Below are 18,605 nucleotides of genomic sequence, written 5' to 3' on the forward strand. Positions count from 1 at the left end.
TTTATCTGTCGTGGAAATGTATGAGAATGTCGAGCCTATTTGAACGATGTTTTTTATTTTCCTATAAATGCCAATTCATCATTGAACTAACTTATAAAGTGTTTAATCATTCGCTTTAGGTATTTGGCGAAGCATCTGAACTTATATGCAATAGCGTATAATCGTAATGGTTCATCACGACGAAGACTCGCTCACCTAATCTCAATAAGTGAAACGCACGACAAGGCTGATAATGGAATGACAAAACCTAAAATGATCATCGTGGAAGACGATTTGAAACTTCAGAAAATGTTGCAGGACTACTTCGTCGCGCAAGATTTTGATGTCACGGTGTTGGACGATGGCAGTGATGCCGCACACACCATCCTCACGGAGCAACCTGACATCGTACTGCTGGATTTGATGCTTCCTGTAACTGATGGACTTACAATCTGCCGACAGACGCGTACGCACTATAAAGGTAAAATCTTGATGCTCACTGCTAGCGATGACGACTTTGACCACGTCGCTGGTTTAGAGACAGGGGCTGATGACTATGTCACCAAGCCAATCAAACCAAGAGTTCTGCTGGCCAGAGTTCGTTCGCTATTACGCCGCCAAGACACCAATACCGCTTCAGTCGATGACTCAGACACCCTTCAGTTCGATCAACTCGTTCTGAAAAACACTTATAAGAAGTGTGAACTTTCAGGTGCGGTTTTATCACTCACTGACAGCGAGTTTGACCTACTTTGGTTATTGGCAAGCAACCCAGACACGCCGTTATCTCGTGACTACTTGACGCAAACATTGCGCGGGATTGAGTACGACGGAATAGACCGGACGATTGACAACAAGGTTGTACGTCTAAGAAAGATTTTGGGCGACGACCACACACCAGCAGAGAAAATTCAGACCATTCGCGGGAAGGGTTACTTATTTGTTTCGACCGCCTGGCGTTAACCTCGCTCAATACGAGCGTAATAAAAGAGGGCGATTATGCGACGTATCTTTTTGGAGTCCTTAATAGGGCTGTTAGTTTGCTTTATGGCCGGCCTTGTCGCCTACGAGATTAGCGTCTATCAGCTCAATACCGACTACGAATACGTACTGGAAGATTACGAAGCGGCTGCCCACCAGCAATTGATCGAGAACATCGCTAAAAATCAAGGCCTTGAAGCGGCTCATCAAGCGATAAACCAGTTTGTAGAAACCACACGAAATAAATTGGTTACATTCAGCCCAGACGATGAAATACCTAGCCCCGTTTCAGAGTTCTTCAGCACGAATCCAAATACCTTTGTTTTTCACGATGATGAACGGGACCTATGGTTTCGCTTAGCAAGCAGTGACAATACCTATCACTACCTCCCCAACAGTGAAGCGTTCGTTAGGCAAAAAATAGAGTTGGAGGATGACCTCATTTGGTTGTTCTTTTTAGCGAGCTTTATCTTATATGGGTTATGTCATCTATTTATTATCTTCCGCCGAGTTAAAAAGCTTGAGGCTGCCACTCTGCGTTTTGCGGAAGGCGATCTCTCGGCACGAGCCGAAACTTCAAGTGGCATTGCGATTGGTTCACTGAACAAATCCTTCAACCTAATGGCCGACCGAATTCATCGCTTAGTAGAAAGTAATCGCTCACTCACTAATGCTGTCGCTCATGAACTGCGCACGCCAATATTCCGTATTCAATGGCAAGCTGAAATGTTGAAAGACACCCAGCTAAGCGCAGAGCAAGAGAGCACGATTGAGAGTATTGTCGAAGACACGGAAGAGATGGAAAAGATGGTCGATGAACTATTGTATTACGCCAAACTCGATAGCACTGACCTAGAAAACCTACAACAACCATTAGAGATACGAGACTTTCTCGACCACGCCATGACGCGTTGGAGTAAAGACACTCAACTCAACATCGACCTTTCATTACCTGAGCAATCTAGCTCGATAATGGCAGACGAAACGCTACTCAACCGAGCACTAGATAACCTAGTGCGTAACGCAATGAAATTCGCACGTTCGCAAGTGTCGATTGAAGCAAGCGTGCATCAAGATAAGCTACAGATCGCGGTACATGATGATGGTGATGGCGTGGCACAAGAACATCAAGCTCGCCTGTTCGAACCCTTTTACGTTGGCGACAAAGCGCGTAACAAGGCCAAGAGCGGCCATGGGTTAGGGTTATCTATCGTCGAGAAGATCTGTGCTCAACATAACGCAACTGTGGAAGTGGGTCAGAGCCAAGCCTTAAAGGGTGCAGTATTCACCATAACCATTCAGCTATGTAATGATTCAGCTGACAAACCCATACAGTAACGACAAAACACCTCTGGAATAATGTTCAACATCGGTCGGGAGATGCTGTCTCCCATGAACTTATTGAATCTTGATAATCACGACACTGCTTTTGTGGCTTGCCATCTCGGTTCCAATCATTCTTAAGGTATTTTTATGAAAAAGTTATTAGTTGTTTTAGGCATTGTTTCTCTAGCAGGTTGTTCAGGTATTAACCACAATGAAGAAGTTTACACAGCGCACGCAGAGAGCTTCAACATTGTAGGCTTCCAAGTTCCGGGCAACACTCAAGATCGTGCAATGGAATTGGTTCCTGAAGGCGCAACCGTCGATACCGTTACATCAACAAATTCTGATACGACCTCTGTTTTGGGTGTTATCAACCGTATTATTGGTATTGAATATGTTCAAGTTGGCGGTAAAAAGCAGTAATTCGCTTTAGTCGCAGACCATAGCTAAGTGTATTAGTTACGTACCTTTAATCAGTAGCCTGCACAAACTAAGTTAATCTAAGCCAGTGACCCGTCGCTGGCTTTTTTCATCCAGCCGTTTTTGTGCTCTGTGCCAAATAAAGCCCCATTTGGCTAACTCTCTTGTAACTAACAATTCAGAAAATAAGCCCCAAAATCGTCAATTTATTATCAAAATTGCCTTTAAACTCGCTTAATCGTCTTTCGCTCAAAATGACACTTCCAAATCGTTGATCCTTCTATCAACCCAGAGCCCGCTAATTGAGGCACAGATCTATTTACCTAGAAATCTTAATTTCCAATAAAAAACAACACCTAATAAAATTGTCATGATTTTATAAATAAAACCTATGAGTGCGTTCAAAAATAAACAGAAATGATAACTATCTGTAAATACGAGAAATATAAGTTTCATGAATAAAAGAGATCATTGCCATGCTACTAATTAATCAGATCGAATGATGTAAATTCGTTGTGATAATTTTGTTACTTTTTCATGGATTTTACATGGAAAGAGAAAATAACAATGAAAATGAAAAAGCGTTTAGTTGCCGTTGCTATAGCGAGTGCTATGTCTTTATCAGTACATGCAAGTGAATCCGTTAACATCGATCAACCGATCAACTTTACTAGCTTTTCTGGGTTGAACTCTCAGTTAGGTGTCAGTAACGCCTCTAGCTTTAAGATGGTGAAAGAAGTAAACCTGAAAAAGCGTGGTATCTACAAAGTTAAGATCCAACAGAACATCTGGGGAACACCGGTATGGGGACATTACCTAAATGCCACCCAAAGTGTCCAAGGTGGCGCACTTAAGTCCGTTCAAGGTCGCTACCTTAAAACAACGACCTTAGAGCGATCTTTTGTTAAGCCATCAATCAACAGCGCTCAAGCGGTTGAACTCGCAAGTAAAGATCTAAAGACTCAAGGCTTAACCAGCAAATCTCTAGACAACGTTCAACATCAGCTATTTATCTATCAAGGCTCTGTGAAGCAAGGCATCGGACAGCAAAGCGTAGATAAAACACGACTAGTGTACGTTGTCTCTTACCTAGTAGAAGGCAGTGAACAGCCGACTCGACCGTTCACCATGCTAGACGCGCACACAGGCAAGGTCATCGACCGCTGGGAAGGTATTGCCCATGCTCAGATCGGTACTGGCCCTGGCGGCAACGAAAAAACCGGCATGTACGAATACGGCACCGACTACCACTACCTTGATGTTCAAGAAGTGGGCACAGAGTGTGTAATGGAGTCTGAAAATGTCGTTACCGTTGACCTTAATGGCGCGACCGACGGCGACACCACTTACAGCTATGAATGTCCTCGTAACGAATATAAAGCCGTGAACGGCGCATTCTCACCACTCAACGATGCCCATTACTTTGGCAACATCGTGTTCGATATGTATAAAAACTGGTTCGACACAGCGCCACTCTCCTTCAAGCTCATGATGCGTGTTCACTACGGTGAAAACTACGAGAATGCATTTTGGGACGGCAGAGCCATGACCTTTGGTGATGGGGAGAGCTTCTTTTACCCGCTTGTTAGCCTAGATGTATCAGCCCATGAAGTGAGCCACGGTTTCACTGAGCAAAACTCAGGTTTGGTTTACGCAAACCAATCCGGTGGTATGAACGAAGCCTTCTCTGATATGGCAGGTGAAGCGGCAGAATACTACATGAAAGGCACCAACGACTGGATGGTCGGCCGTAATATCTTTAAAGGCGACGGAGCTCTACGCTACATGGACGATCCATCACGAGATGGTTCTTCAATCAATAATGCATCCGAGTACTACGATGGCTTGAATGTGCACTACAGTTCGGGCGTGTTCAACAAGGCCTTCTACCACCTTGCAACCACGCAAGGCTGGGATACTAAAAAAGCGTTCGAGCTTTTCGTGCTATCCAACCAAATCTACTGGTCAGAAAACAGTGACTTCTGGCAGGGTGCTTGTGGCGTGAAAAACTCGGCAACAGACCTTGGCTACAATGCCGATGACGTTGTTTCTGCGTTCGGTCTTGTGGGTGTTACCCCATGTGCAGAGCCACCACTGCCACCAGAACCGGAATATCAACGCCTTGAAAATGGTGTTGAAGCCGCAGTTGCTGGTGAAACAGGTTCGAAAACTTACTTTGATATCGAAGTACCATCAGGCCAAGAGAAACTGACGATTGATCTTGCTGTGTCTACGGGTGACCCAGATATTTATGTCGGCCTAGATTATGCGCCAAGCTCTCAGGAGAATATCTGTAAGAGCGAAACCGTGACCGATGAAGTGTGTGTGATTGAAAACCCAACCGCAGGTCGTTACACGGTTAACGTTCTAGGTTACTCAGATTACGCAGGTGCAAATCTGAAAGCGTCGTACGAATCAGGCAGCGCTAACGTGCCGCCCGTCTCTTCTTTCGAACACACGATTGTCGGTAAAGAAGTCGAGCTACGCAGCACAAGTTCAGACAGCGATGGTCAAATCGTTTCTTACCAATGGAACCTTGGCGATGGCAACACACAAACCGGTGAAGTGGCTCGTTATACCTACGCTGAAGCTGGCGACTACGTGGTGACTCTAACCGTGACTGACGATGCAGGCGTTGCAACATCAACAAGCAAGTCGATTACGATTGAAGGTGACTCAGCGGAAGGCTTCCCACTAAAACTGAAGTTTGGTAACAAAAACCCGAATGGCAAAGCTCGCGTTAAGCTGGCATGGGATTACGACACCAACGACTACTTCGTGATTAAGCGTAATGGCAAGAATGTTGGTGCTACAGACTTTAACTCATACGTCGACAAGTTCCGTCACAACGGCACAGTAGATGTGGAGTACCAAGTGTGTACCTCAAGCGATATCTGTTCAGAAACCAAGCACTACCGTTTCATTAAAACACAATAATCGATAGTAAATTCAGGGCTCCGAAAGGAGCCCTTTTCGCGGTTATCTGCTTAAAAAATGAAACATCTACACAAAAACATCCACGTATTACACAAAAATCACACCAATCAACACAACAATACTCACCATAAAAAGGACGACAAATGGCTATTCAAAAAAGCATGCTAGCTTTGGCTGTGCTCGGAGGCTCTTTAGCCTTAACCACCAGCACTTCGGCTTACGCATCCCTAGGTATCACACCACCAGCGAACGAAGAAGTCTGGATCACCACCGATGCTGACGCACAGCATATAATGACTCAACATGGCGCAACGGTTTATCCAAGCGTGACGGGGAACAAGCATTCCATCGTCGCGAAAATCAACCAGAAAGAGCTGGCGAAACTATCCAGCCACATGCATGAAGAAACTCACCGTTGTGGTGGCTACATGGTGCACGAAGACAAAGCAAGCGCACTCAAAGCCGCAGCGATGCCACTGACAATGAACACCTTCGAAAAACCGGTGATCAGCCATCAAGATACGGTGAACGACCTACTCGCTCAGGTCGAGCCGAACAACATGGTCACGACCATCGAAAATCTAACCAACTTCACCAACCGTTTTTATACTACTTCTACTGGTGTCGAGGCTTCAGATTGGCTTTTAGAACGTTGGGAGACGGAAATTAAAGATGTGCCTTATGCGTCTGCACGCCAGATCACGCATGCCGAATATCCGCAAAAATCCGTTGAAGTGACACTGCTTGGCGCTAAATATCCTGAAGAGATCGTCGTTGTTGGTGGGCACCTTGATTCGACCGTTGGATCTTGGACAAGCGAAGGCACCATCTCACCGGGAGCCGATGATGATGCGTCTGGTATTGCGACCGTAACTGAGTCGCTTCGCCTGATGATCGCCAGTGGCATTCAGCCAGACAAGACCATTAAGTTCTATGGTTATGCTGCAGAAGAAGTAGGGCTACGTGGCTCACAAGATGTCGCTAACGCTTTAAGAGATGAACAAGCCAACGTTGTGTCGGTATTGCAATTAGACATGACCAACTACAACGGTTCGGCGCACGATATCACCTTCATCACAGACTATACCGACAGTAACTTAACCGCCTACTTGAGCGAGCTGATCGACACTTACGCTAATGAGATCAGTTACGGTTTCGATGATTGTGGCTATGCCTGTTCTGACCACGCTTCTTGGCACAATGTTGGCTACCCAGCCGCCATGCCATTCGAGAGCATGTTCAATGATTACAACCCAAGTATTCATACCCAGCACGACACGCTTGAGAACTCCGATCCTACGGCGACACACGCGACCAAGTTCGCCAAACTAGCCATTGCTTACCTTGTCGAAACCAGCCTTGATTCACCCGTTGCAGGCCCTAAAGAGCTGCAAAATGGCGTGCCTGTTAAAGGACTTACTGCAGGATATGGTGAAGAGCAGTTCTTCACATTTACGACTCAAAGTGCAGGTCAGTTAACGGTAACATTAACCGGCCCTCGAAGTGGCGATGCCGACTTATATGTGAAACACAACGGCACCGTATCGAAAGCGAACTACGACTGCCGCCCATACCAGAACAGCAGTAACGAACAGTGTGTATTGAACAAGCCAGCGGGTGAATTCAGCATCATGGTGCGCGGTTACCGTAACTTTAGTGATGTCACCATCGTCGCTAACTTCGTTCCTGATTGGCTTTAAGGTTGGTTAATTGACTAACAATTAAACCTAGCAAACACGGCTAAAACTAAAAATCCGCAAGCCCACGATCATAAATAGATTGGAGCTTGCGGATTTTTTATTGTCTTCGGAGAGCATCTCAACTTAATAACCTTTAGTTATCATCAAGCCGTCTTTTTCATTACCTTGCCACAGATGTACTCACCAATCGGCATTGCAGAGGTCGCAGCCGGTGATGGCGCGTTACATACATGTAAGCTTCTTGGGCTTTCGGCAAACAGGAAATCATGGACCAAGGTGCCATCCTTCAGTACCGCTTGAGCACGAATCCCAGCAGGATAAGGCTTAAAATCATCAACCGTAATACTCGGGCAGTATTTGTTCACTAGCTTTAGATATCCCGGTTTCCACCACGAGTTCTTAAACTCGACCAAACCCGTTTTCAAGTGATTCGCAGTCACTTTCCAAAAACCCACAAAGCTCAGCATCTGCCAAGTGTCCTTGAAGCTAAAGTTAAGCTTGCCATAACCTTCTCGCTTCCAGCCTTGAACTGCATTTGGCCCTACTGTTACGGAGCCATCAATCATGCGTGTTAAATGCACGCCCAAGAAAGGCAGTTCTGGGTCAGGGATCGGATAGATAAGATGATTCACCACTTGGTTGTGCTTAGCGTCTAACTGATAATACTCACCGCGATAAGGCACGATTTGGAAGTCGGTTTCGATGTCTAACATCTTGGTCATTCTATCGGCCATCAAGCCAGAACACGTGATCAAGAATCGACTGTTCAGTTGAAGAGTCTGACCATCTACTTTGCACGTTAACTGCACTTCATCTTCTTGCTCATCGGCCATGATCACTTCCGTACCAAGGCTAAGCTTACCACCCGCCTCAACAAACTCTTGAGCCATCACTTCGGTGACTTTTTTGTAGTCGACGATACTGGTGGTTTTGACATAAATCGCACCCAAAGCCGTGATATTTGGCTCGGCAAGTTTGAGCTGAGCTTGATCCAACAAATCAACATCAATATCGTTATCGTGGCAACGCTGATAGAGCGCATTCATTCGCTCCACTTCTTGCTCATTGGTCGCGACCAACAACTTACCGCAGTTTTCGACGGGGATATCGTGTTGGCTACAAAAGGCGATGGTGCGCTCTACGCCGCGTTTACAAAAATCCGCCTTTAAACTGCCCGGAGCGTAGTAAACACCAGCATGAATCACCCCGCTATTATGGCCAGTTTGGTGCTGCGCGAAACCACGTTCCTTCTCGACTAAAAGGATACTTTTATCAGGGTGAGCTTGCTGTAATTGCCAAGCCGTAGACACGCCAACAATGCCGCCACCAACGATAATATAGTCGTATATTGAGTTCATAATATTCCTACATTCAATCCTTTTAATTATAGGGAAGACGCGACAGTGTTAGACCCGGTTTGAGGTAACTTTTTTTCCTCACTTTCTGATTCCATTTTCACTTGATTAGCATCGTATTTACGACCGCTGTAGATAAAGATGCCAACAAAAATGGCAACACATACCAAACGGATCACGACTGAAACATCAGGCCATACTAGAGCTATACCTACCGCAACCAACACTACTCTAGTAATAATATTAACTTCGCTCTCTAGATAACCTTCAATCGCCGCGATAAACGCGTAAGTACCAATAACAGCAAAGCCACCCGTGACTAACACGGAGATCACATCCCAACTGACCAAGTTAGTGTAGGCAATCAACAATGGTACTAAATACAAGCCTTTGGCTATCTTCCATGCCATTAATCCCGTTCTCATCGGGGGTGTTTTAGCAATGGTTGCAGCCGCAAATGCAGTTAAACAAACAGGCGGAGTCACGTTGCTGTCTTGCGATAGCCAGAAAATGATCAAGTGGGCAGAAAGCAGTGCAAGGCTGATCGCTTCTAAGCCAAGGCTCTGTTCAAGCAGAGTTTCCACAAAATCAGCAGGGACTAACGCAATCATCTCTTTGGCTGTTTCAAGTGCCATTGGCGCGTTCAGCAAATCAAGCTTATCTGGCGCAGCCAACATGAAGATAGCTTTCGCCTGTTCCGGTAACTGTCCCGAAACCAACAGGTCGAGCAACTGACTTTCAGCAATCAGTTTATACAAAGCTGGTGCAGACAGAGTACCCAACACGATATAAGCCGCGGTTACTGGTAAGCCCATGCCCAGAATCAAAGACGCCAGTGCAATTAAGGCGATCATCACCAGTAACTCGCCATTCGCCCAGCTGTTGATCATCAAAGAGAAGGTGTTACCAATTCCCGTAGTGCTAATGACATTAACAACTAGACCAATACCCACTAGCAACACAGCCGTGGTCGCCATGTTTTTTGCGCCTTGAGAAAGCGCTTCGATGATCGCCTTTGGACCCATTTTGTGATTTTTAGAGAACCATGAAGCCACCACGACAGACAGAATCGAGATGCCCGCAGCGTAAGTCGGCGTAAAGCCCTTCACCAACAGAGTCACTAACACCGCTAATGGGATCAGGTTGTGCCAACCCGACAGCAATACTTTCAATAGAGGCTCACAGCCAGAAGTCACCTTTTGCACACCACTGCGTTTTGCTTCGATGCGCACGAAGAATGCCACAGACAAAAAGTAGATAAGCGCAGGAACGAAGGAAACCGCAATAATATCGACATAAGGAATTTGCGTGTAAGAGGCCATGATGAACGCGCCCGCACCCATCACAGGTGGCATCAGCTGCCCGCCAGTAGATGCAGCCGCTTCAACACCTGCCGCGAAGCGCGAAGGGAAACCTGCCTTTTGCATCAAGGGAATACTGATCACGCCCGTCGATACTGTGTTTGCTACGCTCGACCCGGAGACTGAGCCCATCAAGCCGGAGCCAATAACGGCAATGAAACCAGGGCCACCAATCACTTTGCCCGCCGCTGCGCGAGACACATCAATAATGTAGTCGCCGACACCAGATCGAACTAAAAATGCGCCAAATAAGATGAACATGAACACGAAGGTCCAACTGATTCTTGAGATCGAACCAAACATCCCTTCTGATGAATAAAAGCTTCGATAAAGTAACGTCTCAAGGCTTAAACCCGGAAAATGAAAAATACCGCTGGTCCATTGTCCCCAAAGCACTACATAGCTTAAACACACTAAGATAAGCACTGGAATGAACCAGCCCATAGTGCGTCTAATCAGCTCGATGACGATGGCAATCGCCAAGATAGAGAAAAACCAATCACTGGCGATAAATTTTACGCCTCGGTCATAAAGGGCGTCTTCTGCGAAGGGGATATAGATAAGACAAGCCAGAGCCGCCAAGGCAATTCCGATGTCGACAGCCAGCGCTATCTTGCTCTTTTTCAGCGAGATATGAGCGGGATACCAGAGTGCACAAATGATCGCAAAGCCAGCGAAGTGGGTCGCCGAGATCCAAAGTTCAGGCAAGGTAGATAAGGTGTTAAACCAAATGTGTAACAACGAGAGGAGCACTCCCATTGTCGTTATTGCTTTGCCCACCCACGGAAAATCCGTTCGGGTCGGCAGTTCAAATTTTTTCAGTTCCTGCTGCAGCGAATCGCTCATAGAAAACTCCTGCTCTCCGCAGCAAACACGAAGAGAAAATCCATAAAGTGAGGAGGTGCACGAACACATTCTTGAGCGAACGTGCACCAAGCAATTAAGTCACGAAGGGGTTAGTTGATGACAAACAGCTAGTTCGCGACAAATCATTAGCTCACGAACCAATAGTTACCTGACAACAGATAAGCTAGTTAACGATCAACTCAGAAGGGATCTCGATGCCCATCTCTCGATAATAACGAGCAGCGCCTGGGTGAAGAGGAACAGGCAGACCTGCGATCCCTTTCTCGAGTGCCATTGCTTTGGTTGCTTTATGGATACCTTGTAGGAAAGGTAGGTTTTCATAGATAGCTTTGGTTAGTTGGTACACATCTTCTTCAGAGATGTCTTCACGAACCGCTAGAAAGTTAGGTTGGGCGATAGTGGTGATCGGCTTATCAACACCTGGGTAGGTGTTTGCTGGGATCTCATACTTGGTCCAGATATTGTAATCGCCGTTCGCTTGTTTGATCTGCGCATCGGTAAATGACAGGATTTGAATGTCTTCCCCCAAGGCAGCAAACGCTTGAGTTACTGCGCCAACCGGCACGCCAGCAGGTGTGTTCATGCCATCAATGGTGCCATTCTGTAGTGCACTGGCACTGCCGCCGTAACCCATAAAGGCGAGTTTAAATTGTTCTGGATCTACCGACAGGCCTTGCATGATCTGGCGTCCTGAGTTTTCAGTACCTGAGTTTTTCTTACCGATAGAGAATTTCTTACCGTTTAGATTTTCCAAATCGCTCACGGTGCCTGTTTTTGCTAAATCAGAGCGCACAATGAAGTGTTCTACGTTTTGCCATAACATAGACACAGAGCGAAGCTGTGTTTGTTGACCTGATTTCTCATATGGACCAAGCCCTTGCCACGCCCACGCACCATACAAACCTTGCAGAATGGCAAACTGTGCTTCGTTCTCGTTCAACAACTTTACGTTCTCACCCGAGCCCGCAGAACTAATAGCCGCCAAAGAAAAGTGCTGCTTAGGCGCAAGCTTAACTTTACTCAATGTCGCTAAGGCCACACCCACTGGATAATAGGTACCACCCGTTGAAGCCGTCGCTAAAATATAGCTGCGATCTTCTTCAGCTGACGCATTACTGATAAGGCCAAGAGAAGCCATTGCTAGCGCTAAAGTTTTAACCAGCTTGTTGTATTTCATTGTTACTCTCCATGTAGGGTTATTCACGTTATATTTTTGTTAACAACAATAGATAGCAAGCGTAATGCCAGTTTTTAACTATTTGTTTTAATTTACTTTTATTTTAAAACCTATTCAAAATAAGCCGTTTTTTGCTTATTCCCCTGTTATTAAGTAAGCCATTTTTGGCTTATCGGCTACCGGAATTAACACCTGTAGATCGGGAAGCAAGTCACACCATGTTGCATTTGTGTGATCAATGTATGTAAATTGATAAATATGCAATGAGCCATTTATTGCTCATTAAAAATCAACAAGCACTGCGATGAAGCCGCTCTCTAAGGGTCAACATAGTCACTTCGATTTAACCCATAACGCACCATCTTTTGGTTCAATGTTCGACGAGGTAAATCCAAATCTTGCATCACGTCATTGATACGCCCTTTATAACGAACTAAGGCATCATGAATCACTTTCCTTTCAAAGCTCTGTACTTGAACCGCCAAAGGGATGCCCGCCGTTGTGGACTCTGTGACAGAATTGGGACGACACGCCAAAATATCCCCAACGGTCAAGCTTTCATCCAATGCAAAACGAATCGCAACATTACGCAGTTCACGCACATTGCCCGGCCACGCATACGAGAGCAGTGCATAGCGATCAGCCTCACTGGCTATACGTGTTTCGGAATTGGCTTCTTGGGTGAAGTGTTCAAACAAAAGTAAGGCATCTTCTTCACGCTCACTGAGTGGAGGCAAATGCAGCTGGGCAACATTCAAACGATAGAATAGATCTTGGCGAAAGTCGGGGTGATTCAGTAGATCGCTTTTCGAGGCAGAGACCACTCGTAGATCAACATGTTGTTGCTGATTCCCCCCCACGCGTTCGACGACATTATCTTGCAAGGTACGCAGCACTTTTACCTGCATCGACAGCGGCATACTCTCTATTTCATCAAGGAACACTGTGCCTTTGTCGGCAAATTCCAGCTTACCAATGCGTCGTTTGGCCGCACCAGTAAACGCTCCGGCTTCGTGTCCAAACAGCTCGCTTTCAAAGAGATTTTCTGGGATTGCGCCACAGTTGAGCGGAACAAACGGATGGGTTTTACGTTGGCTGAATTCATGTAAGCAAGAGGCGACCAGCTCTTTACCACAACCCGTTTCACCATAGATGATCACGTTGGTGTCTATGGAAGCGACTTTCTGGATTTGCTCGCGCAGTTCACACATCACTTTACTGCGACCGATCAGCACCTGTTCAATGCCCTTAAGGTTATCCAGATAGTTCTGACGACTGTTTCTGTCTTGGCCACTTTGATGTTTATCTACCGCTTCCGATACCGTTTGAGACAGACGCTCTGGGTCGAATGGCTTCTCAATGAAGTCATAGGCACCTTGCTGTAAGGCTTTCACCGCCATATCGACATCACCATGCCCAGTAATCAAAATAACAGGCACATCTGGCACAAGACCTTTGAAACGCCCTAGCAGATCAACACCATCAATATCAGGTAAACGAACATCGGTGATAATGGTTTGAAAATCACCCTGCTCTACGGCGTTTAACGCATCTTGTCCTACTTCAAATGCGGTGACATCGAAGCCCGCCAGCTGCAACCATTGGCTGGTTGCTTGACGCACAATCGCGTCATCTTCAATTAAAGCAATACGCTGCATAGTTTGGTTCCGCCACTCTACATCTGATTAATATCGTCCACGGTATGTAAAAAAACCTCAGACGAAAAGGAGCTAGCTCCCACTTTGAATAACACTCCTTTAACAGTTTAATAATGTTTGTTAGCTTCGATTTGTCTCACTCTCCATTCGCTTAAAAAGCAAACATAAAACCTTGTCAAACCACTAGCTCAAAGAGGCAAGCCACTAATTTTAAAGGGATTTGATCAGAAATGATGAATAACAATCGATATTGGTTATTCCTGTGTACCTGTTTATTGATTGGTTTGGTGCAGGTCACCACCAAGAATGGCATCAGCCAGTGGAAGCTTGAACAAGCCCAACGCTATGCCGAACAGCGCTTCCTTGGCTACATTGCCGAAGCAAGGCGAACCCTTAAGCGTTTCTATTATCTGCCCTACCTAGTAACCAATGATGAAACCAGTGTGCGCTTCATTGATGGTGAAGCCCGCCTAGAAAAACGCATTAAGAAGCAGCTGATTCAATTGGATAAAGCCGCCAACACCAAGGGCTGGTATCTGCTTTCTGGCGAAGGGGACTTGTTGGTATCGAGTGTTGAAAGAAGCAAACTGAGCAATAAGAACGCCAGTACAATTGTTTCGAAGATCCACCAACAAGGTGGTGCGATTTCAGTGGTGACAAAAAACAAAGGCGTGACACCCGATTACTTCATAGCGGCACCCGTATATCGAGCCTCTGATGTGGTTGGCATTGTCGCGGTGCAAATCGATTTGTCATTGTTAACCGATCAATGGTTTGCCGATGGTGAGGCGATACTGTTTCAGAACCCTCGCGATCAGTTCTTTCTCTCCAGTGACAACAGGTTGAGTGCCGATTGGTTCAATGACACCTTCAATTCTCAGCCCACAGCGACAAAACGTGAGCTGTATGACCAAACCCATATTCGCGTGTGGCGATTGCAAGATAAAGATTACCTAATTCAGTCCATCAAGTTAGACGATCTGAATTGGCGTTTAACCTACCTAACGCCATTAACCAGCCTCAACCAGACCACGAACTGGATCAGCTGGAGTGTGGCGGTTAGCTGTCTTTTCATTCTGTTACTGTTGGTTATTCTTTACCAAAGACGCCAGAAAAAGCTCAGCAATCTGAGAATCCAAAAGCTTATCGAAGAGTCTGAGAAACGACTGTCTGGGATGATCAATAAAACCCATGTTGGGTTAATACTGATCGATAAACACGGACGCATTCACGATATCAACCTGATGGCGAAGAACTACTTTTCACTATCTGATTCAATGATCAATAACATCAAGGCGTGGCAGTTATTTGAGGCAGGTAATCCGAATTCAACCACCTTGCAACTGCTCAAAAACTTAGAGCAGCATCAAGAGCTGGCCGAGATAACTAGCGTCGAAACCATGGCAAGACGCAGCGATGGCAGCTACTTCCCTGTTTTATTCTCTATTAGCGCCTTTCCTTGGCATGCGACGACTTACTACCTGTGTACCGTAATCGATATCAGCAAACGTAAGAAAGCCGAAATTGCGGTGCAAAACGCCAATAAAACGCTACAACTGCGGGTCGAAGAGCGAACTCAAGATCTAAAAGATGCGCAGCAAGAACTTGTCGAATCTAGCAAACTGGCTGCACTAGGGCGGATGTCGAGTGCGATTACTCATGAACTCAATCAGCCGCTTACTGGCCTAAAAACGCTACTTTCAAGTAACCAGCTATTGATGGAAAGAGGCGAGACCAAGATGTTGAAAGCGAACATGGACTTAGTCATGAGCCTGATCGACAGAATGGCTAACATGACTAGCCAGCTGAAGTCATTCGCCTTCCAAAGACTTGAAAAGCCTTACCCAGTTTCACTGACAGACGCACTGCAAGAAACCCTGCGAATTCATCAAGCCGAACTGGAAAACGTCGATATTCGCGTGCGTGTCGCTTCCAATATTTCGATGGTAATGGGAGAAGAGGCGCGACTTCGTCAAGTGCTTGGTAACCTGCTTAGAAACGCTGTCGATGCCACGCAGAATCAGAAACCAGCAACCATTGTGATCAGCGCTCATACCGAGCAACAACGCGTGATCATCAAGGTTCAAGATAACGGTTGTGGTGTGTCTGAAGATCAACTCGAAACCATTTTCGAACCGTTTCATACCAACAAAAAAATGGGCGAAGGTTTGGGGCTGGGGTTAGCTATTACAGCCAACAATGTACGGGATATGCAAGGCACCTTGATAGCAAAGAACAACCCAGACCAAGGCATGACATTCACATTAACGCTGAAGAATATAGATAGTGAGTAGTTACTAACAAAAAGCATTAAATCGCACCACATAAAGAAGACAGAACTAAAAAACCGCCCACAGAGGGCGGTTTTGATTCACTTATTAGCGTATGACTTATCAGTTAATCAGTTCGCGACTTACTCAGCTAGCTGCTTTAACAGTAACTCAGTCGGGCGAACAATCGCGATGATTGATTCATCATAGATTTTCGCCGAATCAGACAGTATCGCTTGGTAGGCATTCACGTCTGCTTGTGCTTTAGCAATCAAGGTTAACGCCAAGTCTGCCACTTCAACGGTTTTCTCTGCAACCACCACAGTCTCTACCGAAGATACGTTGCCAACGAAGACAGTTTTAGCCGCTAGTGCAGCCGATTTTGCTTGCTGATAATGCTCAGCAAGTTGCTCAAGCACTTGTTGATTGCCTGTCGCCATGTCATTGACCAAGTCTTGCATCTCATACACGGCGTAGCTTTCCACAGGCAGCGCATCAACGAAGCGGTTAAGCGCTCGTATTGGCTGTATAAAGTGCCCTTAGGTTCCGTAGAATTCCACTTCTCCCAGTTGCGAGCGTAGTATTGAGCAGGCTCGGTGTATTTAGCTAGCACGCGCAGGTCGTGAATATCTTGGCCTTTTGCAATGCGCTTCAACAACATGTCAGCATCGGCGTGGTGACGTAACCCAACCGACACTTCCGACCATGTATCCATCGCTTTCATGCGCTTATACATGCTTCGTTCGTCGGTCAGTTCTGCATCCGACCAGAAACGCTCTGCAATTGCATAGCTACGTGGCCATAGGTAGTTTTCAACCGTGAGGCTGTCTTTGTTTTCTAGCCACATGGTGATCTCGCCGCCTAAAATCAGCTCTTTTTCTTTGTCGGTTAACTCTGCAGGGGAGCCACCATTTGGCTCAGGGATCACGCTGCCTTCAACATCACTGCTCGCAATCACTTCACCTGTGGTTGGCCAGCGCACGTTACCAATTAACTGATAGCTGCCTTCCGCAAACCCATTTGGATTTAGGTTCAGGTTGAACTCGGTGTACGACATGAAGTTATCGAAGTGGCCGACAAAGGTTTTGCCCGGCACGTAATCAAGGATGTAGATCTCTTCACGAGACTTGCCGTTGTAATCACTGAATGCGCGGAACGTGCCGTCTTTTGCTTCAATCATGGTCAGTGTTCCCTTACGTGGGCTGCCTTTAGAACGAGGTTTCTGCCATTGGTAAGTCACGAATTTTTCGCCACTGTGCAGCTTATCGTCAACCGTGATGCCGCTTGGCATTGGATCGTTGCGATAATGGTAACTAGTTGGCTGAGGTTGATCTAGGTAGTAACCCGTAGAAAGAATACCTGGGTAGCCCTCTTTCGCTGCACGACCGATACTATCGTGCCCTTGCCAGCTTTGAATCACGATAGAAGTTGGCAGATCTTTATGCCAGATCTCATCCCAACCCGTCATCTTCTTACCGCGCTCTTCGAGCATCTTCTCAACTTTTACATTGAGGTAAGACTGCAGGCCACGCTCACCATCGATATTATTCTCTTCAATGAACTGTTGGTGCTTTTCGCTGTTTTTCCACTGCGCATAGTTCGGCTCATCGCCACCGATGTGGAAATACTCGTCTGGGAACAGCTCGGTCACTTCATCAAATACGTCGCCCAGCATTTCATAGAGCTCTGGATTCAATGGGTCCATTAATGGTTCAAACACGCCCCAACCACGCTCTTGCTCATAGCTTTGACCTTCACCACCCGACATCAGGCGCGGGTAAGCATAAGCAACCGCAGAAGAGTGACCCGGAAGAGACACCTCTGGAATCACACGAATACCAAGATTACGCGCGTATTCCACTAAGTAACGGACTTGGTCTTTGGTGTAGTAGTTACCATCAGCGGTTTCAGACCACAAACGTGGCCATGATTCGGTTTGAATGCGAATACCTTGGTCGTCCCAGAAGTGCCAATGGAAAACGTTCATCTTCGCCGATGCCATCGCATCTAACTGACGAATCAGCACATCGAATTCGATAAAGTGACGAGAGGTATCGTAAGAGACACCACGCCAGCGGAAGCGAGGCTCATCGACAATCGTGACAGCAGGAATGTGGTAGCCAGTCGCTGTGGTTTCAACGAGCTGTAAAAGGGTTTCGATGCCGTGAATTGTGCCGTATAGGCTTGGAGAGCTCAGCGTGATTTGTTCGCCCTGAGTCGTAATTTTGTAGGACTCCACAGAATCAATGTTTTGTACTTCAGATTTTGGCGCCGCGTCGATATCAATAATCAGGTTCGCTTGGTCGGCGCTCTCAACCTGCCAGTTCAGGATCGGCACGCCAGTTTGGCGATCAAGACGGTCAATAAAGCGTTTCGCCGTGTATTCAACACGGTCAGAGTTAAAGCCTTTGATGTAAACCTTGAAGTTACCGTCGACCTTAACCTGTCCAGCTTTCAGCTCGACTGTTTGCGGGTAAGGCATTAAATTTAGATCGGTACTTGGAGCCATTGCTAACGCCATTGGGGACACTACTGAACCTGAAATCAATAGGGATAATATAGTTTTTTTCATTA

At 46.3% G+C, this 18,605-nt stretch carries 10 protein-coding genes and 1 pseudogene; 6 read left to right on the forward strand and 5 right to left on the reverse strand.

What is annotated here, in order from left to right; translation table 11 throughout:
- Positions 1-237: 237 nt before the first annotated feature.
- From AB6F11_RS15165 to AB6F11_RS15185, 5 genes are all read left to right on the forward strand, one after another.
- The gene (locus tag AB6F11_RS15165) at positions 238-942 is read left to right on the forward strand and encodes a response regulator (protein WP_029235682.1); all 705 of its coding nucleotides are present in this window, start codon (positions 238-240) and stop codon (positions 940-942) included.
- Positions 943-978: 36 nt separating this feature from the next.
- On the forward strand, positions 979-2,298 hold the full coding sequence (locus tag AB6F11_RS15170; RefSeq protein ID WP_104216322.1) for a cell wall metabolism sensor histidine kinase WalK: 1,320 nt from the start codon (positions 979-981) through the stop codon (positions 2,296-2,298).
- A gap of 135 nt (positions 2,299-2,433) precedes the next feature.
- Complete coding sequence (locus AB6F11_RS15175; RefSeq protein ID WP_004732471.1) at positions 2,434-2,709, forward strand: hypothetical protein; 276 nt, start codon at positions 2,434-2,436, stop codon at positions 2,707-2,709.
- Positions 2,710-3,273: 564 nt separating this feature from the next.
- Entirely contained in the window at positions 3,274-5,643 is a 2,370-nt protein-coding gene (locus AB6F11_RS15180) for a M4 family metallopeptidase (RefSeq protein ID WP_104216321.1), read from the forward strand.
- 143 nt (positions 5,644-5,786) lie between these two features.
- Positions 5,787-7,343: a M28 family metallopeptidase gene (locus AB6F11_RS15185; protein ID WP_104216320.1), complete on the forward strand. Its 1,557-nt coding sequence runs from the start codon at positions 5,787-5,789 to the stop codon at positions 7,341-7,343.
- Positions 7,344-7,486: 143 nt separating this feature from the next.
- On the opposite strand, the gene lhgO is transcribed toward AB6F11_RS15185, so the two are convergent.
- The 4 genes from lhgO to AB6F11_RS15205 all read right to left on the reverse strand — a co-directional run bounded on the left by lhgO (position 7,487) and on the right by AB6F11_RS15205 (position 13,761).
- The gene (gene lhgO, locus AB6F11_RS15190; protein WP_102393793.1) at positions 7,487-8,701 is read right to left on the reverse strand and encodes an L-2-hydroxyglutarate oxidase; all 1,215 of its coding nucleotides are present in this window, start codon (positions 8,699-8,701) and stop codon (positions 7,487-7,489) included.
- Positions 8,702-8,727: 26 nt separating this feature from the next.
- On the reverse strand, positions 8,728-10,905 hold the full coding sequence (locus tag AB6F11_RS15195; protein ID WP_104216319.1) for a TRAP transporter permease: 2,178 nt from the start codon (positions 10,903-10,905) through the stop codon (positions 8,728-8,730).
- A gap of 184 nt (positions 10,906-11,089) precedes the next feature.
- The gene (locus tag AB6F11_RS15200; protein ID WP_104216318.1) at positions 11,090-12,103 is read right to left on the reverse strand and encodes a TAXI family TRAP transporter solute-binding subunit; all 1,014 of its coding nucleotides are present in this window, start codon (positions 12,101-12,103) and stop codon (positions 11,090-11,092) included.
- Positions 12,104-12,420: 317 nt separating this feature from the next.
- Entirely contained in the window at positions 12,421-13,761 is a 1,341-nt protein-coding gene (locus AB6F11_RS15205; RefSeq protein WP_102321268.1) for a sigma-54 dependent transcriptional regulator, read from the reverse strand.
- Between the two features lie 230 nt (positions 13,762-13,991).
- On the opposite strand from AB6F11_RS15205, the gene AB6F11_RS15210 reads away from it, so the two are divergent.
- Positions 13,992-16,055, forward strand: a complete 2,064-nt coding sequence (locus AB6F11_RS15210; protein ID WP_104216317.1) for an ATP-binding protein — start codon at positions 13,992-13,994, stop codon at positions 16,053-16,055.
- Positions 16,056-16,174: 119 nt separating this feature from the next.
- Here the strand turns inward: AB6F11_RS15210 and AB6F11_RS15215 are convergent.
- Positions 16,175-18,603 (reverse strand): annotated as a pseudogene (locus tag AB6F11_RS15215) (family 20 glycosylhydrolase).
- Positions 18,604-18,605: the final 2 nt, after the last annotated feature.

It is taken from the genome of Vibrio sp. 10N.247.311.14 (genome assembly GCF_041467715.1).
Taxonomy (GTDB): Bacteria; Pseudomonadota; Gammaproteobacteria; order Enterobacterales; family Vibrionaceae; genus Vibrio; species Vibrio crassostreae_C.